25 protein-coding genes are annotated in these 25,522 nt (G+C 42.6%); 19 read left to right on the top strand and 6 right to left on the bottom strand.

Annotation, left to right across the window (positions count from 1 at the left end; all coding sequences use genetic code 11):
- The first annotated feature begins 451 nt into the window (after positions 1-451).
- From ND16A_RS00265 to ND16A_RS20475, 12 genes are all read left to right on the top strand, one after another.
- Positions 452-2,419, top strand: a complete 1,968-nt coding sequence (locus ND16A_RS00265; protein WP_033079474.1) for an ATP-dependent DNA helicase — start codon at positions 452-454, stop codon at positions 2,417-2,419.
- Between the two features lie 136 nt (positions 2,420-2,555).
- On the top strand, positions 2,556-3,257 hold the full coding sequence (tsaB, locus tag ND16A_RS00270; protein WP_033079520.1) for a tRNA (adenosine(37)-N6)-threonylcarbamoyltransferase complex dimerization subunit type 1 TsaB: 702 nt from the start codon (positions 2,556-2,558) through the stop codon (positions 3,255-3,257).
- A 117-nt stretch (positions 3,258-3,374) separates the two neighbouring features.
- Complete coding sequence (locus ND16A_RS00275) at positions 3,375-3,983, top strand: M50 family metallopeptidase (protein ID WP_235282269.1); 609 nt, start codon at positions 3,375-3,377, stop codon at positions 3,981-3,983.
- The gene (locus ND16A_RS00280; protein ID WP_052073360.1) at positions 3,970-4,554 is read left to right on the top strand and encodes a Slp family lipoprotein; all 585 of its coding nucleotides are present in this window, start codon (positions 3,970-3,972) and stop codon (positions 4,552-4,554) included. The genes ND16A_RS00275 and ND16A_RS00280 overlap by 14 nt, the downstream gene beginning before the upstream one ends.
- A gap of 110 nt (positions 4,555-4,664) precedes the next feature.
- A complete protein-coding gene (locus tag ND16A_RS00285) occupies positions 4,665-5,555 on the top strand; it encodes an alpha/beta fold hydrolase (RefSeq protein ID WP_033079472.1) in 891 nt (296 codons plus the stop codon).
- Positions 5,556-5,724: 169 nt separating this feature from the next.
- A complete protein-coding gene (gene fadD / locus ND16A_RS00290; RefSeq protein WP_033079471.1) occupies positions 5,725-7,380 on the top strand; it encodes a long-chain-fatty-acid--CoA ligase FadD in 1,656 nt (551 codons plus the stop codon).
- Between the two features lie 298 nt (positions 7,381-7,678).
- Positions 7,679-8,809, top strand: coding sequence for a ribonuclease D (gene rnd / locus ND16A_RS00295; RefSeq protein WP_052073359.1), 1,131 nt, complete (start codon positions 7,679-7,681; stop codon positions 8,807-8,809).
- Between the two features lie 83 nt (positions 8,810-8,892).
- Entirely contained in the window at positions 8,893-9,180 is a 288-nt protein-coding gene (locus tag ND16A_RS00300; RefSeq protein ID WP_033079470.1) for a YcgL domain-containing protein, read from the top strand.
- 2 nt (positions 9,181-9,182) lie between these two features.
- On the top strand, positions 9,183-10,220 hold the full coding sequence (locus ND16A_RS00305) for a lytic murein transglycosylase (RefSeq protein WP_200880873.1): 1,038 nt from the start codon (positions 9,183-9,185) through the stop codon (positions 10,218-10,220).
- 144 nt (positions 10,221-10,364) lie between these two features.
- A complete protein-coding gene (locus ND16A_RS00310; protein WP_443080409.1) occupies positions 10,365-10,928 on the top strand; it encodes a YcgN family cysteine cluster protein in 564 nt (187 codons plus the stop codon).
- 25 nt (positions 10,929-10,953) lie between these two features.
- Positions 10,954-11,772, top strand: coding sequence for a tRNA-uridine aminocarboxypropyltransferase (locus ND16A_RS00315; protein ID WP_033079469.1), 819 nt, complete (start codon positions 10,954-10,956; stop codon positions 11,770-11,772).
- 168 nt (positions 11,773-11,940) lie between these two features.
- Positions 11,941-12,855, top strand: coding sequence for a TolB family protein (locus ND16A_RS20475; RefSeq protein ID WP_052073358.1), 915 nt, complete (start codon positions 11,941-11,943; stop codon positions 12,853-12,855).
- 154 nt (positions 12,856-13,009) lie between these two features.
- On the opposite strand, the gene ND16A_RS00320 is transcribed toward ND16A_RS20475, so the two are convergent.
- Entirely contained in the window at positions 13,010-13,534 is a 525-nt protein-coding gene (locus tag ND16A_RS00320; protein ID WP_033079468.1) for a gamma carbonic anhydrase family protein, read from the bottom strand.
- A gap of 184 nt (positions 13,535-13,718) precedes the next feature.
- Between ND16A_RS00320 and ND16A_RS00325 the strand changes: the two genes are divergently transcribed.
- The 4 genes from ND16A_RS00325 (at position 13,719) to rsuA (ending at position 15,926) form a co-directional block, all read left to right on the top strand.
- Positions 13,719-14,024, top strand: coding sequence for a PilZ domain-containing protein (locus tag ND16A_RS00325; RefSeq protein ID WP_033079467.1), 306 nt, complete (start codon positions 13,719-13,721; stop codon positions 14,022-14,024).
- A 58-nt stretch (positions 14,025-14,082) separates the two neighbouring features.
- Entirely contained in the window at positions 14,083-14,751 is a 669-nt protein-coding gene (locus ND16A_RS00330; RefSeq protein WP_033079466.1) for an AAA family ATPase, read from the top strand.
- Positions 14,738-15,097: a ribbon-helix-helix domain-containing protein gene (locus ND16A_RS00335; RefSeq protein ID WP_052073357.1), complete on the top strand. Its 360-nt coding sequence runs from the start codon at positions 14,738-14,740 to the stop codon at positions 15,095-15,097. The genes ND16A_RS00330 and ND16A_RS00335 overlap by 14 nt, the downstream gene beginning before the upstream one ends.
- A gap of 139 nt (positions 15,098-15,236) precedes the next feature.
- The gene (rsuA, locus tag ND16A_RS00340) at positions 15,237-15,926 is read left to right on the top strand and encodes a 16S rRNA pseudouridine(516) synthase RsuA (protein ID WP_033079513.1); all 690 of its coding nucleotides are present in this window, start codon (positions 15,237-15,239) and stop codon (positions 15,924-15,926) included.
- Between the two features lie 42 nt (positions 15,927-15,968).
- On the opposite strand, the gene ND16A_RS00345 is transcribed toward rsuA, so the two are convergent.
- The 5 genes from ND16A_RS00345 to mfd all read right to left on the bottom strand — a co-directional run bounded on the left by ND16A_RS00345 (position 15,969) and on the right by mfd (position 22,096).
- Positions 15,969-16,163, bottom strand: a complete 195-nt coding sequence (locus tag ND16A_RS00345) for a DUF4250 domain-containing protein (protein WP_033079465.1) — start codon at positions 16,161-16,163, stop codon at positions 15,969-15,971.
- A 92-nt stretch (positions 16,164-16,255) separates the two neighbouring features.
- A complete protein-coding gene (locus ND16A_RS00350; protein ID WP_033079464.1) occupies positions 16,256-16,795 on the bottom strand; it encodes an isochorismatase family protein in 540 nt (179 codons plus the stop codon).
- Between the two features lie 84 nt (positions 16,796-16,879).
- Positions 16,880-17,173 (bottom strand): DUF1244 domain-containing protein, encoded by a 294-nt coding sequence (locus ND16A_RS00355; RefSeq protein ID WP_033079463.1) that lies wholly within the window; start codon positions 17,171-17,173, stop codon positions 16,880-16,882.
- A 21-nt stretch (positions 17,174-17,194) separates the two neighbouring features.
- On the bottom strand, positions 17,195-18,529 hold the full coding sequence (locus tag ND16A_RS00360; RefSeq protein ID WP_160173548.1) for a CsiV family protein: 1,335 nt from the start codon (positions 18,527-18,529) through the stop codon (positions 17,195-17,197).
- Positions 18,530-18,595: 66 nt separating this feature from the next.
- Positions 18,596-22,096 (bottom strand): transcription-repair coupling factor, encoded by a 3,501-nt coding sequence (mfd, locus tag ND16A_RS00365; RefSeq protein WP_033079461.1) that lies wholly within the window; start codon positions 22,094-22,096, stop codon positions 18,596-18,598.
- A 236-nt stretch (positions 22,097-22,332) separates the two neighbouring features.
- Here mfd and ND16A_RS00370 point away from each other — a divergent pair, with 236 nt between their 5' ends.
- From ND16A_RS00370 to lolE, 3 genes are read left to right on the top strand one after another with little or no spacing between them, the layout of a single operon-like run.
- Positions 22,333-23,574: a lipoprotein-releasing ABC transporter permease subunit gene (locus ND16A_RS00370; RefSeq protein ID WP_033079460.1), complete on the top strand. Its 1,242-nt coding sequence runs from the start codon at positions 22,333-22,335 to the stop codon at positions 23,572-23,574.
- Complete coding sequence (lolD, locus tag ND16A_RS00375; RefSeq protein ID WP_033079459.1) at positions 23,567-24,244, top strand: lipoprotein-releasing ABC transporter ATP-binding protein LolD; 678 nt, start codon at positions 23,567-23,569, stop codon at positions 24,242-24,244. The genes ND16A_RS00370 and lolD overlap by 8 nt, the downstream gene beginning before the upstream one ends.
- Positions 24,237-25,496 carry a lipoprotein-releasing ABC transporter permease subunit LolE gene (lolE, locus tag ND16A_RS00380; protein WP_033079458.1) on the top strand — a complete coding sequence of 420 codons (1,260 nt, stop codon included), beginning with the start codon at positions 24,237-24,239 and terminating at the stop codon, positions 25,494-25,496. The genes lolD and lolE overlap by 8 nt, the downstream gene beginning before the upstream one ends.
- Positions 25,497-25,522 lie beyond the last annotated feature (26 nt).

The raw sequence follows: 25,522 nt of genomic DNA, 5'->3' as shown, positions 1-25,522 counted from the left end.
TAAAATTGTCGGGAATAAAAAACCCCGAAAAAGTGGACTCTTTCGGGGCTGTGCTTATGTTGATTTACACGCTGAAGAGTCCATAGACCCTCGGCGAATAACCTGAGGGCTAATCGATAATATGATGATGGTGGCGCAAGTTCAGGTTGTTCATAAATCTTCTCAATAAGTAAATAAATATGCAGTTGCATAAACAATAAAGCTTTTACACTAATCTCGCAAGAAATTAATTTAACAATAGTCTAATTATTACGATATAGCTCATAACTTTTGCTTATGAGTAACTAATTAACCCTATCTTAAAGTTATAATAAAGCTTAATTGTTACAATAATATTACGTGAATATTAGCCCGCAAAACAATTTTACTATTCAGCCCTATTCTTTACTGGTTATAATGGATTCATTAATCTAACCGCGTAATCACTTATCGATCTGCATGAACACGAATAATGACTAGCATTTTATCCGCCTTTGCCAAAGATGGCCCGTTGGCACAAGTGATCCCCGGATTTAATCCACGACAAGCTCAGCTTGATATGGCACAAGCGGTGAGTAAAACCATTAGCGCGAAAAACTCTCTGGTGGTCGAAGCGGGCACCGGTACCGGGAAAACCTTCGCTTATTTAGTGCCAGCATTAAGCTCAGGTAAAAAGGTGATTGTCTCTACCGGTACCAAAAACCTGCAAGAGCAACTGTTTCATAAAGATTTACCACTGGTTAAAGCAGCATTAGGCAGCGGCCAAAAAATTGCGTTATTGAAAGGCCGAAGCAATTATTTATGTTTGTTCCGCTTAGAAGAAAACTTTTCCAGTTCACCGCAAAAACGGCATCAGGCCGGGGTAATGCTGGATGCTAAATCGTTAAGTGATTTAGCATCGGTGCGGCAATGGTCAAGTGAAACCCAATCGGGCGATATCGGTGAGCTCACCAAGGTTGCCGAAGATTCATCAATTTTTGCACAAATCACTTCCACCACCGATAATTGCCTGGGCAGAAATTGTCCGGATTATGGCAAGTGTTATTTGATGAAAGCCAGAGAACGCGCCATAGAGGCGGATTTAGTGGTGGTGAATCATCATTTGTTTTTTGCCGATATGGCATTAAAAGATACCGGTTTTGGTGAATTAATCCCTGAATCTGATGTGGTGATATTCGATGAGGCGCATCAGTTAGGTGATATTGCCAGCGAATATTTCGGCCAGGCTTTTTCTACCCGGCAACTGTTAGAAGTGGCGAGCGATTGTTTGCAGCAATATCGCACCGAACTTACCGATGTAAAACAATTATTAAAAGCGGCAGAAAAACTGATGCGTGCCGCCGGCGATTTTCGTTTGCTCTTTGGCCAAGACGCAGAGCGCGGTAATTGGCGCCAAAAAATCAAGCAAGGGCAGTTTGCTCGGGCGTTTTTACAGTTGCATGATGACTTAAAATTTTTATACGACGTATTAAAGATGTGTGTATCGCGCAGTGAAGTGATCGATAACTGTTTTGAGCGGGTCACTGAATTATTATCCAAGTATGAAGTGATGAGTGATGTCGACCGCCTAGGCATGAGCCTTTGGTATGAAACCACACGCAGGCATGTGGTATTGCATCAAACCCCGCTATCGATTGCCGATAAATTTCAACAGTATATGGACAGTGCCAACGCCGGCTGGATATTTACCTCGGCAACACTGGCGGTTAATGGCAATTTTACTCATTTTACCGATGATCTAGGACTTGCCGCGGCCAAACAATTATTATTGGAAAGCCCGTTTGATTATCCGCAGCAATCAAAACTGTTGGTGCCAAGATATTTGCCCGAAGCGAGTAACTTTAATCGTGGTAAAGCGCTGGTAAATATTGCCATTCCCTTGATAAAAGCCAGTAATGGTAGCTGTTTTATCTTGTTCACCTCGTATCGGATGCTCAATCAGGTGGCGGAACTGTTGGCCGAAGAAATTGACAATCCGTTGCTAGTACAGGGGCAAATGGCGAAAAGTATTTTGCTTGAACAATTTGTCGAGCAAAAACAGGCGGTGTTACTGGCAACGGCCAGCTTTTGGGAGGGGGTGGATGTAAGAGGCGATGATCTTACCTGTGTTATCATTGATAAATTACCGTTTAGCGCCCCAGATGAGCCGTTACTGCAAGCCAAAAGTGAAGACGTAAAACGCAAGGGCGGTGATCCCTTTGCGCAAATACAATTGCCACAAGCGGTGATAGCCCTAAAACAGGGGGTTGGTCGTTTAATTCGCGACACCAGCGATAAAGGCGTGTTAGCCATTTGTGACACACGCCTGGTTAACCGGCCTTATGGACAAGTGTTTTTGGCCAGTTTGCCAGACATGACCCGAACCCGAGAGATTAACAGTGCGGTAAAATTTTTACGCAAATTGAATAACACTGACCCTGAGAACAGTAAAAACGAGTAAAATTACAACGAGTTATATTCATTAGTTGATATACTGTTAACTACCAGCGTTAGCCAATATTGTTTATACATATCGGTATTAAACCAAAATGCCCAGTGGATTAATCAACTGGGTAAAATTGAAAGAGAGATTTATTGTGAATTATTTGGCCATTGACGCCTCTACCGAAGCTTGCTCTGTAGCCCTTTGTTATCAAGGTAACCGTTACAGCCGTTATCAATTGTGTCCGCAATCGCACAGTTTGATGCTGTTACCTATGGTGGATGAAGTGCTCAATGAAGCAAACATAACATTGGCGCAACTCGATGGTTTAATTTTTGGTCAGGGCCCCGGTAGCTTTACCGGAGTACGTATTGGCATTGGGGTGGCGCAAGGCTTAGCCTATTCTGCCAATTTACCGGTCGTGGGAGTATCCACCTTACAAACCATGGCGCAACAAGCATTTATCAATAAAGGCCAAACACAGGTCATTTCAGCCATTGATGCTCGCATGGCGGAAACCTATTGCGGTTTGTTTGCAATCGATGCAAACCAGATTATGCAACCGGTAATAAAAGAAGCGGTTATTGCCCCGGCAAGTGTGAATGATTACATCACTGACCACAGAAATGATGACTCTCTGCATGGTGTCGGCAGTGCCTGGAATGCTTATAAAGAGCAACTGGCCAACATTGACGATATTAGCATTAATGATGATATCGAGTTTCCAACGGCAGTCGCGATGTTAGCGATTGGCAAGGCCGAATTTGCATTAGGCAATAGTGTCGCCGCCGAACAAGCTCAACCGGTATACCTGCGTGATACTGTGACGTGGAAAAAACTTCCAGGCAGAGAGTAAAGCATTAATTGACTGGTCAATTAAAGGAGTAACCCCATCGTTCAAAAACATATTAAAGCGGTAGGTAAAAACAATACCATTTACCAATTTTTAACCGGTAATTTTTGGGCATTGTTAGTGGTTGCAGTGCTATTAAAGCAAATTCCATATCTTGGTATTCCGTTTAATTGGCTGGAAAGTTTTTTTCATGAATTAAGCCATGGCATCGCGGCGCTGATCAGCGGTGGTCGAATTGTGCAAATTCAGTTGTTCCCCAATGGCGCTGGTTTATGCACTACCCAAGGCGGGTTTGCCTGGCTAATCGCTTTTTCTGGTTATGCCGGGGCGGTCGGTTGGGGCGCGCTGATTTATAAAATTGCTCAATTTAAATCCTCCGTCAGTCGTTATTTTAGTGCTTTTCTGGTATTGCTGCTCGTTGTTACCTGTTTGCTTTGGGTAAGAGATATTCTGACCTTGTTTATTTGTTTGATGTTGATAGCTCTATTCAGTTTTAGCATAAAAATTTCCCATTTTAACTTTTTGCCTGTTATATTAAAGTTGTTTGCAATCATGGTGTTACTCAATAGTTTAAGTTCACCTTTGTATTTAATTGATGGCCGTGGCATTGGTGATGGCAGCGCGTTGGCGCAGATTACTTTTATCCCTGAAATTGTGTGGATAATAATCTGGTCTATTATAGGTATATTCGCCATTTATAAATTGGGGAAAAAAAATGAAAATCGTTAACCTCTTAGCCATGTTAAGCGTGTTGCTGCTTAGTGGCTGTAATACCATTCCTGAGCCATTGCAAGTGCCTGAAACCACACCTCTGGTGGCGTTTGCCGATGTTCGCGCCATGCCGGCAGCCCATATTGGCATGCAAGCAAGATGGGGCGGAGTGATTGCCGAGGTGAAAACTTTAGAGCAACAAACCATGCTGGAAATTGTCTCGATGGAGCTTAAAAGTAACGCTCGGCCGAAACAAAAAGATAGCACAGAAGGGCGGTTTCGCGTCTATGTAAGTGGCTTACTCGATCCGGTAATTTATCAGCAAGGCCGGCATGTCACGGCGTTAGGAATTATTGCCGAGTCTGAAACCGGCTTAATTGGCGAACTCGAATATTTATACCCTAAACTCACCGCCAATAATGTTTATCTATGGAAAAAAATCAATAAAATCAGGGTTGAGTCCATGCACCATCCGATGTGGTATTCACCCTATTACTGGCATTATTCACCCAGATATCGGTATTATTCAAGACCCGTGCATTACCACAAGCCGAAACGCAATGTCAGCAAAGGCTCAAAAACCAATTAACCTGAGGTGATATAACCTGAGCCAACTAAACTGAGTTGTTGATTAAAAAAGTCAAGCACTCGTTATCCGAGTTCAGCGTAAACAACTCATTTTATTTTTAAGGAAAGCCATTGATCACAGAAGTAGAATTTAAGCTTGCCCACTGCCAGCTTGCCGGTTTAACCGTGGGTAATGAGCAAGCGCCGGTGATACTTTGCCTACATGGCTGGCTTGATAATTCGGCAAGTTATATGCCGTTTTTTGATGCGCTTATTCAGCAACAAAGCCCATTACTCAAGCAGTACCAATTCATTGCCATTGACTGGCCCGGGCACGGTAAATCTTCCCATCGTGGTGACGACGCATTTTATCACGCGATTGATTGGAGTTACGACTTACTGCAATTGTTAACTGCAATGAAATGGTCGCAAGTGAGTATTATTGGCCACTCGATGGGCGGCATGGTTGCTACCGTGTTCACCTCGGCATTTAATGACAAAGTTGAAAATCTGTTGTTGGTAGAATCGATTGGGGTGATCACTGAAAGCGAAAGCCCAAGTGAACAACTCCGCAAGGGCATGCTCTCTCGCTTGCAGTTACAAGACAAAACGCCGACAGTTCACGCCAATATTGAGTCGGCGATAAAAGCCAGAATGAATGTCTCAGACTTGGCAAATGAAGCGGCCCGGTTGTTGGTTGAGCGTGGATTACAAGAGGTGGAAGGGGGCGTTAGCTGGCGTTCAGACCCAAAATTAAGGAACACCTCACCACAGCGTTACTCGCTAAAGCAAGCCATTCAAATAGTGTCCAATTTGCATTGTCCGGTAGGAGTTGTTGCTGGCGAAAATGGTTTTGATATGATCCAAAAAGGCATCAAAATTTTTGCCGAACATATTGCCAATCACCGCCTTCATACTATTAAGGGAGGGCATCACCCGCATATGGAAAGTCCGGTAGCATTATTAGGCATTGCTGAACAAATGTTTAATAAAGAAAATAACGAAATGACCAAAAAACTTTAATTTTTTCTGGTCGTACCTCTTGCAATTGTTTCAAACTGTGAAATGATACGGCGTAAATAACATAATTAATTTTACTGGCAAAATAAAAAATAACGTTGAGAGAATTGGGTGAAACAGAAAAAATCTGTCGCAAATTCTTAGTGCCAAATAATAATGTAGGAGATGTATTGTGGAGAAAGTTTGGCTTGAAAAAAGTTATCCTCCAGGAGTTCCGTTCGAAATAGATGCTGATCGTTATAAATCGTTAGCTGACATGTTTTTCAAATATTGTGATGAGTATTCGAATAAAACCGCATTCATTAATATGGATGTGTCGTTGTCATATCAACAACTAGCGCAACAAGCAAAAACCTTTGCCGCCTATTTGCAAAATGAACTGGGGCTTAAAAAAGGCGATAAATTAGCGATCATGGTGCCAAACACCCTGCAATATCCAATAGCCCTGTTTGGCGCCTTAATTGCCGGTTTAACTGTGGTAAATGTGAATCCGCTATACACCGCACGTGAATTAAAGCATCAACTAAATGACTCGGGCACGAAAGCCATTGTCATTATTGAAAATTTTGCCAACACTTTAGAGCAAGTGATCAATGAAACCCCGGTTGAACATGTCATTTTAACCACTCTGGGTGATCGTTTAGGTACCATCAAAGGCACCGTAGTCAATTGTGTCGTACGCTATATTAAAAAAATGGTGCCCGCGTATCATTTACCCAATAGCATCGCGTTTAATCAGGTTTTAGCCAAAGCTGATGCTGAACAATTTAAACCGATAGACATAAACGGCGATGATTTGGCCTTTTTGCAATACACCGGTGGTACCACTGGCGTATCGAAAGGGGCTATGCTTACCCATCGCAATATGGTGGCAAACCTGGAACAAGCCAAAGGCGTACTAAAACCGATTTTAGTCAAAGGGGAAGAGTTGGTCGTTACGGCGCTACCGCTTTACCATATTTTCGCGCTAACGGCGAATTGCCTGACGTTTTTAACCTTAGGTGGCACCAACTTATTAATTACAAATCCTCGTGATATGCCCGGTTTTATCAAAGAGTTGAAAAAGTATAAATTTACCGCGTTAACCGGGGTGAACACCTTATTTAATGGTTTACTCAATACCCCAGGTTTTAAAGATTTGGATTTTAGTAGCTTAAAAGTGTCGTTAGGTGGTGGCATGGCGGTGCAAAAAGCCGTAGCAGATTCGTGGCAGCAAGTGACCAAAACCCGGATGCTAGAAGGCTACGGCTTAACTGAGTGTGCACCTCTGGTAACACTTAGCCCGTACAACCAAGAAGGCTTCGATGGTACTATTGGTTTACCCGCACCATCTACCGACATTCGCATTGTGACTGAAGGTGGTAACCTGTGCGAGATTGGTGAGCCAGGCGAAATGCAAGTGCAAGGCCCACAAGTGATGAAGGGCTATTACAATCGCGAAGAGGCAACGAACGAAATTTTGCAAGATGGCTGGCTGGCCACCGGTGATATCGCGACGATGGATGAGGCAGGTTACTTTAAAATTGTTGATCGCAAAAAAGATATGATCATCGTTTCAGGCTTTAACGTCTTCCCGAACGAAATTGAAGATGTGGTGATGTTGAACCCAAAAGTCGTTGAAGTTGCCGCCATAGGCATTCCGCATGATGTTTGTGGCGAAATGGTAAAAATCTTTGTTGTTAAAAAAGATGACAGCTTAAGCGAAAAAGAATTGATCAAGCACTGCAAAGACAATCTGACCAACTATAAAGTGCCAAAATTAATTGAATTTAAAGACGAATTACCCAAATCCAATGTTGGTAAAATTTTACGTCGCGAACTTCGTTAACCGTTTAATGCAATCCATTTTTAAAGTCCGGATACCCTGTATCTGGACTTTTTAGGTTTTAAGCTTCTAGCATCGAGCTGCTAGCTACGGGCTGTATAGTTGATGAATTCACCTATCGTGTGACAATACCAAGGCTGCCCGTAGCAAGAAGCCAGAAGCGATTAATCTTTTGTACTATTGTTGGTTTTCTATACACTTGCTCACCCTGCAGTGAATAATCGTTGACAGTAATGAGCTGAACATTGACACTGCTTGTTCAGCCATAAGCTAAATTTTATCAATTATTAAAGGAATCACAGTGCAATTTACCTACATTCAAGATCAACAAGAATTGCTTCGATATTGTCAGCAAGTTAGTCATGCTGAGGTATTAGCCGTTGATACTGAATTTGTCCGTACCCGTACCTTGTATCCAAACCTTGGCTTAATTCAAGCCTATGATGGCAATGAACTGGCATTAATCGATCCCGTAGCCATTGATGATTTAGAGCCGTTTTGGCAATTATTGCGCGATGAATCATTGCTGAAAGTTATCCATTCATGCTCAGAAGACCTGGAAGTATTTCTTCAGTCGGGTAATTGCAAGCCGGCAAATATGATCGATTCGCAAGTGATCATGTCATTTTTAGGGCACGGTTTGTCAATGGGCTATGCGGCCATGATCAAACATTATCTCACACTTGAACTTGATAAAAGTGAGTCGCGAACTGATTGGATGAAACGACCATTAAGCGAAAGCCAGTTACACTATGCGGCTGCAGATGTACTGCATTTACATCAAATTTGTGAACGTTTGTTCAGTGATATTAATCAGGTTGGTTTTTATCAAGCGGCAAAACTTGAGACACAACAACAAATTGAGAAAAAATTCACGGCTATTGACGCCGATCTATTGTATCTCGAAAACAAGCAGGCGTGGAAATTACAACCACAACAATTGTTATTTTTGCAACATTTATTGGCCTGGCGGTATGAGCAAGCGGTAGCGCGAAATTTACCGTTAAGTTTTGTCGCTAAAGAGCATACCTTGATGATCTTGGCACAACGTAACCCACAAAGTGTTGGGGCGATGGCCAACTATGACGGTGTCGATATTCTGGATGTGCGCCATAAAGGCAAGGCCATGTTAAATGTACTGAAAACGGCCAATAAAGAACCGGTTGAAGTGTATCCTGCAAGGTTAACTCGCCTGGACTCTTACCCCAATTATAAGCAAGTGTTTAAAGCGGTGAAGCAAAAAATTGCGGAACTTGCCAAACAACAAGATTTAGACCCGCAAATTGTTGCCGGTAAAAAGCAAATTCATCAGTTTTTATCCTGGTTTTGGCAGTTGAACCAACAGAAAATTGAAAAGGTTGACCTGTTAACTGGCTGGCGTGGTCAGTTGTTTGCTAAAGCTTTGGCCGAATTTGCCGATAATGGCTTTTAATCGCTAATCGCGATGATTTCACTTTCGAGAACAGCGTTTTTAATGGTATATTTTGACTATTATTTATTTACAGTGATTTAGCCATGTTATGTGCGGTGTATAAAAGCCCAAAGAAACAAGAAACCTATTTATACGTGTTAAAACGTGATGATTTTTCCGCAGTACCAGAAGCCTTGTTGACTACCTTTGGCACGCCGCAATTAGTTACCTTGATAAACCTTGCCAATCGTGACAAATTAGCATTAGCAGACATAGATAAAGTCAAAGCGGGTATGCAACTGCATGGCTTTTATTTGCAACTGCCACCACCGACTGAAAATTTATTAAAAACGCATCGTGCCAGTAACGGTAGCGACAATTTAACGGAGTAAAAATGATCCTGAAAAAATGCCTGGCCGCCTTCATCCTTGCCAGTTCGGCTTTCTCTTCTCTGTCAGCAACGGCAAATGCTGCTGCACAGCCAAAAATAAGTTTCGAAAATTATGTCAACCAATTAAAACAGCAAGCGCTAGCGAAAGGCTTTTCGAGTAAATTGATTGAACAAAGTTTCGCCAATATTACTTTCCATAAGCGAGCCGTGAAAGCGGATAAGAATCAGCCGGAGCAGGTTGAAACGTTAGAAACTTACTTACCGAAAAGAGTCTCTGACTGGAAAGTCAAAAAAGCCCGGGAAATGTTGAAAACACATGCTAAAGAACTAGACAAAATAGGCAAACAATTTGGTGTGCAACCACGCTTTATCGTATCTTTATGGGCACTAGAATCAAACTTTGGCAAAATTACCGGCAATTACAGTGTGATTTCGGCGTTAGCGACTATGGCTTATGAAGGCCGACGAGAGACGTTTTTTAAAAACCAGCTGTTTGATGCCCTGACCATTTTGCAACAAGGCCATATTAAAGTTGAAAATATGAAGGGCTCCTGGGCGGGTGCTATGGGCCACAATCAGTTTATGCCAAGTTCATTTTTAGCCTATGCTGCCGATGGTGATGGTGACGGCAAAAAAGATATCTGGAACAATACTTCCGATGTCTTCGCTTCTATTGCCAATTACCTGAAAAAAGTTGGCTGGAATAGTGATATTACCTGGGCAAGGCAAGTACAGTTACCGGCAGATTTTGATTACAGCTTAGCCATTCCACAAAAAACCGGTGGCCGAAAGCCCTGGTTAAAACATTGGTCGCGCACAGAAATGAAACTTGCGGATTGGAATAGTGTTGGCGTGAGAACTTATAATGGTGGCCAACTGCCAAAGGTTGACATCAACGCGGCTATGGTTTTTCCTGACGGAGAACAAGGCCGTGCGTATTTAGCCTATGACAACTACAAATCACTGATGCATTGGAATTTGTCCTACTATTTTGTCACCAGCGTTGGCCATTTAGCCGATAGAATTAAATTCGACCAGTGAACTATAGCTGCAGGTTTTCTGCACTTTCAATGGTGACGGGTGTATACTATGGCATAATCATCCAAGTAAGCTGAACTCGCGATAATGAGTTGCACAGTAAGTTAAATATATGACCCACTTTAACCAGTGGGTTTTGAGGTTTATGTGTCCCGTAAAAAATCTTTGAAAAAACCGAATAAAATCACCCAACCACTCGAACCATTTTGGCAAACTAAGTCATTAAGTGAAATGAGCGAAACCGAATGGGAATCCTTGTGTGACGGCTGCGGTAAATGTTGTTTACATAAGATTATCGAAGAAGAGATTGATGCTGACAGTGAGCTCGAAGACGAAGGCTTACAATCGCCTACCGATTATATTCGCGAAGGTGAGGAAATGCTGTATACCAATGTGGTCTGTTATTTGTTAAATGACAAAACTTGTCAATGCAGTAAATATGCCGAGCGTACCCGCCTGGTGCCGGATTGTGTGAAATTGACTCAGCAAAACCTGGACGATATTTTCTTTATGCCGGAAAGCTGTGCCTATCGTCGCTTGCAAGAAGGGCGTGGCTTACCGTCATGGCACCCGCTACTGCATAAAGGTAAAAAAACGGCAATGCACAAAGCCGGTATGTCGGTTCGTGGTAAAGTGATAAAAGATAATGAAGTGGATTTACAAGATTATGAAGACCATTTGGTTACCTGGCCGTTGGCAGATATCGATTAACTGATTTTGAAAAGTAATATATAAAATGCACGCATTTCATCGCCTTTATCAACAACGCAAAAGCATTAGCACGAAAGCATACAAATCTCGAGGCTGGAAGGTTAAACGCTGTGAGTTTTGCCGTTTAGCCGAGGAGTTTTGCATTTGCGAGTTACGCCAACAATGCAACAGTAACTGCAGCTTTTTACTGTTAATGTCGGATGATGAAGTCTTAAAACCGAGTAATACTGGGCGTTTGATCGCCGATGTCATTCCTGACACCCACGCTTTTATTTGGCATCGTACCGAGGTAAATGATGATTTATTGTCGCTATTACAAGACGATAAATATCAGCCTTTCTTGGTATTCCCAAGCGAATATGCCAGCGAACAACAGCGCGTGTATAATCAGCAACCTGACGTTCTTGAACACAGCAAAATACCCCTATTTATCTTGATTGATGCGACCTGGCGACAAGCGAAAAGAATTTTTAGAAAAAGTGAATATTTGGCGCAGTTACCGATAGTGTCAATAGAATCGGTATTGGCTGAGTCTGCAACTGAGTGTAGCAACCCGGTCAACAATAGCGCTGAGCAAGTTCACCAAAAACAACATCGCACAGCGCTAAATTACGACTCCAGATACCAGTTAAGAAAAGCTGAAAAACCAGGTCAGTTAGGCACTGCCGAAGTTGCTGCCAAGGTATTGCAATTGTTTGGTGAAAACGAAAGCGCAACATTGCTTGACCTTTGGTTTGATGTCTTTAGTTTTCGCTACCAACAAGCCGTAAAACAAACCAATAAAGCCAACCCGCGAGCGGTGGAAAATTTTCAACGATTTATCAACGAACGAACGCTAAAATAGCGGCTCTGTACGAGCACCAGCGGCTTTGGCCATACATTTCGGCGCCCCGTTAAAATTATGGTTTTAAATTAACATTCATTTTTATTAAACTAATTATTGCAACTGGCGTGTTTTTTAGCGACAGTAAAGTCAAGGTAAATTTTGTTAATACAGAGTGTTAGGTGAACTATGGTAATACAAACGCTTCAACCTTCGACAAAAAACAGTATTCAGTCAAAGCGATTATCCGCGCTATTGATGGCTCTGAGTTTCAGTTGTGTCGCCGAAGATGAAATCTTTATCGCTGAATTAAAGCAGGATAAAGTGATTTCAGTAAAAAATATTAGCAACAGAGCGGGTTATGATAATCAGCCACATTTTACTCCTGACAGTAGTCAGCTATTCTATACTGCCATGTACGGCGAAGATGAGGACGCTCAAACTGACAGCATCAGTTATGATATTAAAACGGGCAGCAGCACAAATTTAACCAATTCTTCAGCCAGTGAGTATTCACCCACGGTGATGCCAGACAATCAATCGTTTTCGGTGGTTTACGTTGGCGAAGATGGTCGCCAACGGCTGTCTAAATATCCCCTAACGGGGGGACCGGCCAGTTCTTTAGTCGCTCAGCTAAACAAAAATTTTAATGACATCGGTTATCAGGTTTGGCTTAATAAAGATGAATTATTATTGTTTGTGTTGGCCCAACCAATGCAGTTGCAACGTGTAAACCTGCTCACTGGCAATGCTCATATATTGGATACCGACATTGGCAGAACCTTAAGGAAGTTGCCGAGTAGCAACCTTTTTAGCTACACCAAGGCCAAGGCCGATAAATGGCAGTTACACGTTTATGACCCGCAAGCAGGTTCCATTGCCGAAAAAAACACCTTGCCAGTGGATAACATGTACTATGCCTGGCATCGCAATGGCCATTTACTCTCGGCTGATAAAGCCGTAGTGATGAAAACTGATATTTGGCAAGCCAAAGCTACCTGGCAGCCCTGGATTGATTTTTCAAACTACTGTTCTGGCAGCATCACTCGGATGGATATGGCAAGTAGCGGGACTATGCTGGCGTTTGTTTGTAATACGGAGTAACGTAAAATTTAATTAAAGCTCGCTGTGAAGTAAGGAGGTCCCGGCCTTCGCCGGGATGACGTTTAATAGTATCAGGAATACTTACGCCGTCATTCCGTGATGTTGTTACACGGAACCTCCTAAATTCACAACGTGCTTTGAAAACATACTAAGTTTATGAGCTGATCACTTTCCCCGTTTCCCGATACTTTATCCCGTTATCCACATAATGTTGTGCACCATTGACTATCATTTCCCTATGCTCGGCTGATAATTCTTTGACAATTTTACCAGGGCTGCCAAGTACCATAGAGCCATCCGGTACCACCATGTTTTCCGGGATTAAGGTATTGGCACCGATTAAACATTCTTTTCCTATCGTTGCGCCATTTAGCACGACGGCATTCATTCCCACCAAACTGCCATCACCTATGGTGCAGCCATGTAGCATGACTTTGTGGCCTATGGTGACGTTTGTTCCGATAAAAAGGGGAACGTCATCATCGGCATGTAACACACTGCCGTCTTGGACGTTGCTATTTTCACCTATGGTAATGGTGTCATTATCGGCTCTTACCACGACGTTAAACCAGATGCTGGCATTATTTTCGACGATAACATCGCCAATTAAGCTTGCATTTGGTGCGACAAAATAATCACCGTTAAAACGTGGTTGTTTATCGCCAATTTGGTAAATCATTTATCACCCTTATCTTTCTTAAAAAAAATTTATACAATCATCAAATGATAATCTAACTCGAAATTTGGAATTTTTAAATATATGTTGTTATATTGAAAATACCAAGCTAAAGTTTTTTAGTATAAGAGATTTTTGTAATTTGGTTTTAGAAGGGTCAAAGGGCTAATAAAGGAAGTTAATAATAATGAGAGATCCCAAAGAAGATATCATCGATCGTCGTCAAGACAGTCGAATAAATATGGAGCAAGAACTCGTCGATATTACTTGGCTCGACGGCGATGGCCAGGCGCATCAAGTAAAATGTTTATGTGATGATTTTTCCAGAGGTGGTATGCGGATAGAACATGAGTTCGCTATCAGTGTAAATACCCTGGTGAACTTTAAATTTCAAGCCGACCACCCAGAAAGTCGCACTATACCTGCGACCGTAGTCCGCTGCCTGGAATTAATTAATGGTAAATTTTCGATTGGCTTTAAAATGCATAAATAGAAATACCGCAGCTGTAATTTGTAAAACCGGATAAAGAATAATAAGCAAGGAAATAATTATGATTTTGTTAGTTGGCGGGGAAAAGGGCGGCAGTGGTAAAAGTTGTTTGGCGCAAAATTTAGCCGTGTTTTTTGCCAAAGAGTTAGCTGCAACTGTGCTGATAGCCGATTGTGATCCACAACGAACAAGTTCAGATTGGATCCAGGCACGTAATAACGACCCTGAATTAGAAACCATTAACTGCATCCAGCTTTATGGCAAGATTCGTAATGATTTGCTTAGCCTTAATGAACATTATGATTATGTGGTTGTTGATTGTGGCGGTCAGGATAATCTGGCACTACGCGCATCCATGTCAGTAGCTCATCACGTACTCATACCTATGCGTCCGAAACGTCGTGATATTAAGACCGCACCACACATGGAAGATATGCTTAGCACCTGTAAAATGGTTAACCCGAAAATGATAGCATCGTTTGTTATTACCCAATGTCCTTCGCTACCTAATCAGGCACCACGCATACTGGAAGCCAAAGAAGTCTGTGCCTCGTTTGGCATTAATGTTTTAGACTCAATCACCTATGCGCGTAATATTTACGATGACAGTGAAGAAAAAGGTACCTCAGTGTTTGAGGTTGACCCGGATGGCAAGGCTGCTAATGAGATTCGCAGCATTGCCAATGAAATGCTGGCGATCAAACAGGAGGTTAGTTATGAGTTTGGCTGATCTTAAAAAACAGCGTCCAACAAAAACCAAACGCACATTTACTGTGGATGAGTTTATTGATGGTGCCACAAACTATGCTACCGGTAACCCAGAATTTATTGATGCAGATATGCATATGCAGGCGCAAACGGAGCTGTTAAGTAGGAAAATTGCCGAAAAAATAGAGCCTTGTAAAGATAAACCGTTCAAGAGGGCAACGTTTACCTTGAGTGAAGATATCATTTCGCAACTCAATGAACTGTCCGCAAAAACATCAATTTCTAAATCGAGATTATTGCGAATTTTAGTCAATAACTTTTATTATCTGGAAAATCCAAACGAATTAATTGTCTCGAAAGTAAAATAGCCAAGCAACTTTGATTAGTTATACCCGTCACCATTCAAGATGCAGGTTTCAGAGTGCACTTTGAATGGCGACGGGTATAATGCAAGGCGATGTGATAACATCGCCTTGTTCATTGTTAAAGATTAAATTTTCAAATTCTATGCGCTTAGATAAATATATTTGCCGTTGTACTGAACTTAGCCGAACCGAAGCGAAAAAATACCTGAAACGTGGGGCTGTGCTAGTTAATGGCGAGACGATTAAAGATCCTGGTTTTCAAGTGTATGAAGAGTCGGTGATTACTCTGGCGGGTAATTTGCTCACCTTTGCCAGTGCCCGTTATATCATGTTGTACAAACCACAAGACTGCATTTGTTCCAACGTAGACGAGCTATACCCCTCCGTTTTACATCTGGTAGACGTTGACCGTGCTTTTGATTTGCATATTGCCGGACGATTAGATGTCGATACTACCGGTTTGGTACTTATCACTGATGACGGTCAATGGTCACACAAAATTACCGCACCGAAAAAAGAATGCAATAAGCGCTACCGGGTACAATTATCAAAACCCATTCCCGCGGATGCCGTTGAGCGCTTTGCCCATGGTTTACAGTTACAAAATGAAGCCAAGTTAACCAAACCCGCAAGGCTTGAGGTATTAGCGGAAAAAGAAGCATTGCTAACCATTTCAGAAGGCAAGTATCATCAAGTAAAACGGATGTTTGCGGCGATAGGAAACCGGGTGATAGGCTTGCATCGGGAACAAATTGGTGCGATAGCACTGGATGGTGAATTAGCAATCGGCCAGTGGCGTTATTTAACCGAAGATGAAGTTAGCTCAGTATAATATTAATGTTTTTTAATGAACATCTTCATTAATAGTGAATTATTATTTTACTTTATATTGATTAGATAGGGGATCGTATTGATAGCCCAGCATCGCCATTTTCTCTGTTAATAACTGTTCATTAAGCTCATAACGGGAAACCAGCTCTTCGACACTGCCGCATTCAATCCTTAGGCGTTCATTGATAATGCCAAATAAAATGTGACTGTCTAAATTTAATAAATTATCGATTTCCAATTTATTCTCCCTAATACCAAGTGGATTAAAAATGCTTAACTAAAGTATAATCGTTTTTTTGCTAAACCATGAATTTGTCGTTGGATAAAATGTTATTTGATGATCTTAATGATCTGTTTAAATTGTTTGCCTTCGGCAACACCTAACAACTCAAATAAGGCCATTTCAGTGCTCGTTAAGGTAATGCCTTGATTTTGCATTTTTAACAAGGCAATTTGCTTATTGGATTGCGTTCTTGACGCCACTGCATCGCTCACCAGTTCGACATGGTAGTTAGCCGACAACAAATCCATTGCCGTTTGATAGACACAGACATGAGATTCAATACCGGCAATGAGCACTTGTTTTCTGTCCAGCTGTTCAAGCTGTTTAACGAAGTGTTCTTCTTGAAAGGCGCTGAAGCTCATTTTACTGATCGGTTTTTGGCCCACCAATAAGCTGCTAATCAATGGGATCGTTTGGCCTATCGCTTGCGGGTTTTGTTCTAACCATATGATCGGAATATTGAGAATTTGCAAACTTTTAATGAGTTTTTGCAAATTGCTAAACAAGGTTTGTTTATCATGCATTAATCCGGCAAGGTTACCTTGCACATCCACCAGTACAAATACCGTATCGTCTTTATTTAACATTTCTTATCGTTTTTATTTAATAGCATAATATTTCAGCAATCTTTGACTGATACCAATTTGATCAACTTGGTATTCAATAAGGCGTTACTTTTTCGATAATTGTTCAAATTTTTCCAGCTGCTCAGCGGTTGCCGGCAATTGGTGATTTGCTTTCCACTCACTATATGGCATGCCATAAACTTGTTCTCTGGCGGTATCGATATCTATGGTTTCGCCTAATTTTTCCGCTTCGGCAACCGTCCATTTTGAAAAACAGTTTCGACAAAAGCCCGCCAAAATCATCAAGTCGATGTTTTGCACATCTTTGCGTGAGTCTAAGTGTTTTAACAGACGACGAAATACCGCCGCTTCAATTTCAGTTTGCTTATCTACTGACATAATATTTTCTCTATTGCTAAGTTAGGGACTCACCGGCTGATTTGCTGCCGGTGCTAAGGTATCTGATTCCGGTATTTCTATTGCTTCTGGTTTTTCGTGGCGGCGGATCTGCACTATCATCCCGATGTAAGGGTGATCAAAGTAATGCACTTCACCACTGATCACCCGGCGATTTTGTTTAAACGGGATCAATATTTGTTCAGTCGTGTGCTGTTTGCCATCTTCTTTATTGTGTTCAACATTGGCAATAACATTAAACTGACTGTTAATGAATAAATAGTGATTAAGATGTACTTTAAACAAACCATCTATTTTCCAGGTTTGCGGCAATTCTTCATTGTCGGCTTGAGTGACATTGCTATGCTCCTGCTCGCTAAATAGTGGTGTAATATCACTCTGTTTTAATAACTGAGTGGATTCGCTAAGGTTGCTGTTCCCAGCCTTGACGTCAGCGATGATCTGACTGATATGCTCACTGGTCATTTGTTGTTTTTGCTGTTCAGATAATTGCAGTTGCGGCTCTAGTGCTACTTTCATTTGACGTTCTTCGGCAATTAAACCTAGGTTTTCGCCGGCGAGTAAACGCACCGGCTTTGCCCGGTTCCTATCAACTACCGCTTGTCGCCAACCTATGTGCAGTACCGGCCTGAATGCTTTTGAACGGCGTAAAGATTTATGGATATGAGTCAATTGTAAACTGTCTTTATCCAATAAATATGGCACCTTGGCGTACAAGTCTTCGCTACCTGAAATGGTTCGAGGAATTTGATAAAACTGTTTATCGACGGTATGTTCAAACAGATCAAGGTCATGTTTTTTACAAGACAATGATACCGCTTTAAGTTGTTGTTCAACGCTTGCTAACGTTGTTATTTCAGCTTTTTGTTCGGTATACGGTTGCTGGCTCGCGCTGGTATCTGGCAATGACTCAAGTTCGTTTTCAGCGTCTGCGTATTGTTGCTGACTATCTTCTTCGTCGCTTTGTTCGGTATTTTCAATATCTGTAGCTAGCTCTTGCTCTTCGTCGCTGCAGCTTGTTAGTTGCTGTTGAAAAAGAGTAATGCGTTGTAGATACTGATTCAGGAAATCAATATTGGCAGGCGCTTGTGAGGCGGGAGGAACGACAATACTTTCTTGCTGAAAATTTTCACCATAGCGAGCCTTGTCCATCAGCTGTTCAAGCAAGATCACTTCGATTTCAAACCAGCGCTCAGCGGGCTGTGCCGCTGTTTTTGTTTGTGCGTAAGTGGGGGCGGAAGCGATTAAGCTCAACGCGATTATCCCGGCGCTAACGCTTTGCCGAGCCTGTACGATTATTGAGGGAAATTTCAGCAAGTTAGTGTTCGGTTTATTCATTATTAGCATAAGTTGCTTTTCGGTTAAGTGATTGTACATCAGCTTTGTTATGTTTTCGAACATGGCTTAGGCAACTTTTTTCTGCAGTTGTTCAACCATATTGGTAATTAAGGTAAAGCGCGCCTGGTTATCTTCGGTTTTAATGGCGAATTTTAATTTATTGGCACCGTCCATTTTAAAAATGTTCGGTTGCTGTTGGATCAGGCCGATTATCTGCATAGGATCAATTTGAGTGTTACTATTAAACTCAATCGAACCACCATTAATACCCGCGTCAATTCGGGCAATGCCAATGGCTTCGGCGGTTAAGCGAATTTTGGCAATATGAAAAATATGCTTGGTCGCTTGCGGTAATAAACCAAAACGGTCGATTAACTCTACCTGAATTTCATCCAGTTCATTATTGCTGTTACAACTGGCGATGCGTTTATAAAACGATAAGCGCATACTGACATCGTGAATATAATCTTCCGGAATTAACGCCGGCACCCGTAACTCTATATCGGTTTGTTTGGCGGTTAAATCTTCAAGCGAAGGCTGTTTACCGGCTTTTAACGCGGCAACGGCTTGCTCTAGCATCTCCATGTAAAGGCTAAAGCCGATACTAGCCATTTGTCCCGATTGATCTTCGCCGAGTAATTCACCGGCACCACGAATTTCCAGGTCGTGAGTGGCGAGTGCAAAACCTGCACCTAAATCTTCCAGCTGGGCGATTGCATCTAAACGTTTTACCGCATCTTTGGTGATCCGTTTTGGGTGCGGAGTCAATAAGTAGGCATAAGCCTGATGGTGTGAGCGACCAACGCGGCCACGCAATTGATGCAATTGTGCCAGGCCTAAATGATCGGCCCGGTCCATAATAATGGTATTAGCACTGGGCACATCAATGCCGGTCTCGATGATGGTGGTACACACCAGCACATTAAATTTTTGATGATAGAAATCACTCATAATGCGTTCTAGCTCACGCTCGCGCATTTGCCCATGGGCGATGGTGATTTTTGCTTCTGGCAACAAGTCTTGTATTTCTTGCGCAGTTTTTTCAATGGTTTGCACATTGTTGTGCAAAAAGTACACTTGTCCGCCACGCAACACTTCCCGTAAAATAGACTCTCTAATTAAGCCGTTGTCACGTTCGCGTACAAAAGTCTTTACTGCCAGACGTTTTGCCGGTGGTGTTGCGATAATAGACAGATCGCGCATACCGCCCATCGCCATATTCAAGGTTCTGGGAATAGGCGTTGCCGTTAGGGTTAAAATATCAACATTGGCGCGAAGCTTCTTAATTTTTTCTTTCTGTTTCACCCCGAAGCGATGTTCTTCATCGACTATCAACAAGCCCAAATCTTTGAATTTAATGTCATCAGAAAGTAATTTATGGGTGCCAATTAAAATATCGATTTGCCCGGTAGCAATATTGGCAATAATTTCTTTTTGTTGTTTCGCTGTTTTAAAGCGCGACAGCACTTCGATATTTGCCGGAGAATTGGCGAATCTGTCTCTAAAGTTTTCATAATGCTGTTGTGCCAGCAGCGTTGTTGGCACCAATATCACCACCTGCTTTGAGTCGTTGGCGGCGATAAATGCTGCCCGCATTGCCACCTCCGTTTTACCAAAGCCGACATCACCACATACCAGTCGGTCCATAGTTTTATGATCGAGCATATCCGCAATCACATTGGTGATGGCGTTACGCTGATCTTCGGTTTCTTCAAAACCAAAGCTTTCAGAGAAACTGATATAATCGTCTTTGTTGCGTTTGAACGCATAACCATGACTGCTTTCGCGCGTGGCGTAGATATCCAGTAATTCGGCAGCCACATCTTTGATTTTTTCTGCCGCTTTTTTCTTTGCTTTGCTCCAGGAGTCACTGCCGAGTTTATGTATCGGCGTAGTGTCGCTGTTGGTGCCTGAATAACGGGAAATTAAATGCAAAGAGGCTACCGGCACATAGAGTTTTGCATCGTTTAAGTAGGTGAGCATTAAAAATTCGGTGCTTATACCTTGGTTTTCAAAGGTTTGCAGTCCCTGATAGCGACCTATGCCATGTTCGATATGCACCACAGGTTGACCAATGGATAGCTCGGTAAGGTTTTTAAATATCGCTTCACTATTGGTTTCTTGTTGCTTTGTGCGTCGCCGTGCTTGTTTCACCCGGTCGGTAAACAAGTCATCTTCGGTAATGATGGCAAAATTGAGCTCATTGGCTTTATCTGCAACCACAAAACCGTGTGCCAGGGCATTGACGGTAATGGCAATATCTATATCGCCATTAATAAAGTCACTGATGTTGTCGACGTATTCGGGGCTGATTTTTTCCCTGGCCAGTAATTCTAATAAGGTTTCTTTACGGCCCTGACTTTCGGCGATAAACAACAGTTGCTGGTTGATATCTTGTGCCGTTTGTAAAAATTGACACACCGCTTGCAATGGCTGTTTTGATTGATGATTGACCGCAACGTCTGCTAAAGACTGGGTTGGGTAATTGACATTACCGGCCTTGTCAGCAAGCGCGTCGTGGTTGATATTCACCCGGTCGTGTAACTTTAATTGGGCAAATAGTTGCTCACGAGTGAGAAATAGTTGCTCCGGAGACAATAGCGGACGTAATGGATCATAGCGCCTGTCATCATAACGGTATTGCGTATCTAAACTAAACTGCTCAAGCGATTTATCAATATTGCCATGGATCAACACTTGCGTTTGTGCAGGTAAATAATCGAACAGGGTCGCGGTTTCGCTAAAGAATAGCGGCAAGTAGTATTCAATACCTGCCGGCATGATGCCCTTGGTGACATTATGATAAACCGATTCTTTTTCGTTATTTGCTTTTAGCAATTCACGATACTGGTTTCTAAATAAATTAATGGCATCACTGTCGCTGGGAAATTCATGCGCCGGCAATAGTTCTATGTTGGCAATGGCATCTTTTGAGCGCTGATCGTCCACATCAAAGGTGCGAATGCTGTCGATTTCATCATCGAAGAAATCCAGGCGAAATGGATGATTTGAGCCCATCGGGAACAAATCTAAAATTGCGCCGCGAGCACTGAATTCACCATGTTCGAGTACTTGTTCGACCGCACGATAACCGCTGGCTTCAAGTTCTTGTCGCAATTGATGCAAATCTTTTTTATCACCGGTTTGTACTAACAAGCTATTGGCTTCAATATACTGCTTTGGCGCAATGCGGTGCACTAACGTATGGGCCGGTACGATGACTATGCCTTTGTCCATTCGTGACAGGCGATATAGCGTTTGCAATCGTTGCGAAATGATATCCTGATGCGGTGAGAAACTGTCATATGGTAAGGTTTCCCAGTCAGGAAACAGACAAATATCAAGTGAGTTGTCGTTAATGCTTAACAGTTCATGTTCGAGTTTTAGCGCTGTTGCGGTATCTTCGGTGATTAGCAAGGTTAAGCCAGCGCATTTGGCGGCGCCAGAATAGATCGCAATACTGGCACTCGAGCCATAAAAATTTGCCCATTGCTTTTTATCTTTATTGGTTGCGCTTGCCTTACTTACCGGTAATAACGGTGAAAAAATACTGCTGCTTTGGCTCATGGGTTGACTGGTTCTCTATGTTTAGCTGAAATTGATGCTGTTAACGTCGATCATTCTAATCTGATACCCGTTACCATTCAAGATGCTGGTTTCAGCACTTTGAGTGGTAACGGGTATAAATCGACAATTACACAATTTTTTACGTTAAAAGCCGAGATTATTTTGATCATCACTTGTACTCACCCAAGCAAGCTTTTATCATTCCCTACAAGGTTACCTACAAATTATAAATATAAATGTTTCAACCGGTTAGTCTTTTTATCGGATTTCGTTATTCTCGCTCGCAAAACCGCTCAGGTTTTGTATCTTTTATCACCTTTTTTTCCATTGCCGGCATTTTATTAGGGGTTGCCTCATTAATTACTGTGGCCTCGGTAATGAATGGTTTTGAAGGGCAATTAAAACAACGCATTTTAGGTTTAGTGCCGCATGTGTTGGTGCAATCCACAGAAAAGGGTGGTATCGATAACTGGCCTGAATTAATCAGCCAACTCGAAACTGCAGAGCAAGTGCAGGGCGCCACACCTTACTTGGAAAGTGAAGCCTTTATCCAGTCACCTGATAAACTGTCTGGAGTGCTAATGCAAGGCATTTATCCTGAGCATGAACAGCAATACTCCTTGCTCAATGACAATATGCAAGTAGGTCAGTTAGCCGATCTGATCGCCGGTGAATATCGGGTGATCATGGGCGTTGCGCTGGCTCGTAAACTCGGCATACGCATCGGCGAGCAAGTGCGGATAGCGTTGCCCAACAAAACCATTTTTACCCCTATGGGCCGCGTCCCGGTGCAACGTAAATTTACCTTGGTGGCGGTGTTTCACTTAGGCTCGCAGGTAGACGATCATATGGTGTTGATCCACGGCCAGGACGCCGCCAGGTTATTAAGAAAAGACAAGGCGAGTGTCGATAATATTCGATTGTATTTAGATGATGCCTTCGATGCCAAACTTATTGCTCAGCAATTTGCTGATAAAGCTGATTTAGCCCATTTAAAATTTACTACCTGGGATAAAAGCCAGGGTAACTTGTTTGCCGCGGTACAAATTGAAAAAAACATGATGTGGTTAATGCTGGGCTTAATTGTTGCCGTCGCCGCCTTTAATATAGTTTCGGCATTGGTCATGGTGGTGATCGACAAGCAAGGGGAAATCGGAATATTACAAACCTTAGGGTTAAAACCCAGACAAGTGCTGCAAATATTCATCACTCAGGGTATGGTCAATGGTTTCTGGGGAGTACTGTTAGGGTCGCTTCTTGGTGTGATATTCACCTTAAATATCAATAGTGTGCTGTCATTGTTTGGCGTAAATATTCTAGGCTCAGGCTTTGTTATGCAAACCTTGCCAATCGATTTACAGTATCCGCAAGTGATCATCATCATTATCACGGCACTGTTAATGAGCTTTACTGCCACCCTATACCCTGCGTATCGAGCATCCAAAACACAACCGGCTGAGGTTTTAAGACATGAGTAATGTATTAGTTTGCCAACAACTAATCAAAGAGTATCAACAGGGGCCACAAACCACTGCCGTATTAACCGGGCTAGACTTGCAAGTAAAACCTGGCGAATTGTTAGCGATTGTCGGCAGCTCAGGTTGCGGAAAAAGTACATTTTTGCATTTGGCCGGCGCTTTAGATACGCCCACGTCAGGTAATGTCAGTATCGATAATGTTGATATTTATCAGTTGTCTGCGGCAAAACGCGCAGAATTTCGCAATAAGCATTTGGGCTTTATTTACCAGTTTCATCATTTAATGATGGAATTTAGCGCCGAAGAAAATGTGGCGATGCCGTTACTTATTCGTGGTGATAAAGCCAAAGTTGCCTTGCATGAAGCACAAGCAATGTTGAAAAAGGTCGGACTTGCGCACCGTATGCATCATCGCCCAAGCGAGCTTTCGGGTGGCGAGAGACAGCGTGTTGCCATCGCACGAGCACTGGTGACTAAACCCTCACTGGTCTTAGCTGATGAACCAACAGGAAATTTAGACTTTGATACCGCGGAGCAAATATTTCAGCTGATCACCGAGTTAAACCGCTCTGAAAATACCAGTTTCGTGGTGGTCACCCACGATTTAACCCTGGCCGCTCGCATGGACCGGCAATTAAAACTCGATCACGGGAAACTCGTCGATGTTTAAACCGTTAAGTGTTTTTATTGGTCTTCGCTATGTGCGCTCGCGCCATGGTAAAGGCTTCGCTTCGTTTATTTCCGCATCATCGACAATCGGTATTGGCCTGGGGGTGATGGTATTAATCCTGGTATTGTCAGCGATGAACGGTTTTGAGCGAGAACTCACCAAACGCTTGTTATCCATTGTTCCGCACGGTGAGTACATTGCCGTAACCAAGCCTATCGATAATTGGCCAGCACGGGTCGCAGAACTCGAGCAGTTTGAGCAAGTAACCGCTGCAGCGCCCGTAATAAAAATGGGCGGATTATTACAAAAAGGTGAACAGTTAAAAGCATTGGAAGTGCGAGCCGTCGATATCGATTTAGAAACGAAAGTGTCCAGTATTGATGATTTTATCAGCAGTGGTTCCTGGCAACAGTTAACGGGTCATTCATTAGTGATTGGTGCCGGCATTGCGAAAAAATTAAAGGTAAAAGTGGGCGATAGCGTACAACTTATCTTGCCGCGGATGAATGACAACAATGACACTGGCAAAACTCAGCCGTTTGCCGCACCGAAAAAACGCAATATGAACATTGTTGCCATCTTCGATTTTGGCGGCTCAATCGATGAAACACTGGCGTATATGCCGTTAGCTTTGGGCAGTGAAATCGCCAACCTCGGCGGCAATGTTCATGGTTTGCGCATCAGCGTTGATGATGTATTTCAAGCGCCAGCCATTGTCAGAGATATAGGCCAGCAACTGGACATTTACGTCTACATGAACGACTGGACTCGTACTCAGGGCCATGTCTTTAACGATATCCAATTAGTCCGCACGGTGATGTTCGTGGTTATGCTGTTGGTGATCGCGGTGGCCAGTTTCAATATTGTTTCCAGTCTGTTTATGGCGGTAAACGATAAAAAAGGCGATATTGCGATATTAAAAACCATGGGCGCTAAACCAAAAACCATCATGCTCAGTTTTGTTTATCAAGGCTTGGTGAATGGCATCTTGGGCGCACTATCAGGCGCAATTTTAGGGGCGTATTTATCGCTGAATTTAACTGAGATCATGCGCAGCATTGAATCGACTTTCAATGCCAAGTTTTTATCGGCTGATATTTATTTTATCGATTTTTTACCGACCGAGTTAGATAGCCGCGATGTTATTTTTACCGTGCTATCGGCATTAATATTAAGCTTGCTAGCAACGCTTTATCCGGCCTGGCGCGCCACCAAAATTGAACCGGCGCAAGTGCTTGGTCAAGGTGGATAATTCATACCAATCGGCATAAGCACTGA

Origin of the sequence: Thalassotalea sp. ND16A (genome assembly GCF_000764205.1) — a bacterium.
Taxonomy (GTDB): Bacteria; Pseudomonadota; Gammaproteobacteria; order Enterobacterales; family Alteromonadaceae; genus Thalassotalea_A.
Note: the sequence above shows the minus strand (reverse complement) of the source record. Positions and strands in the feature narration are given on the sequence as shown.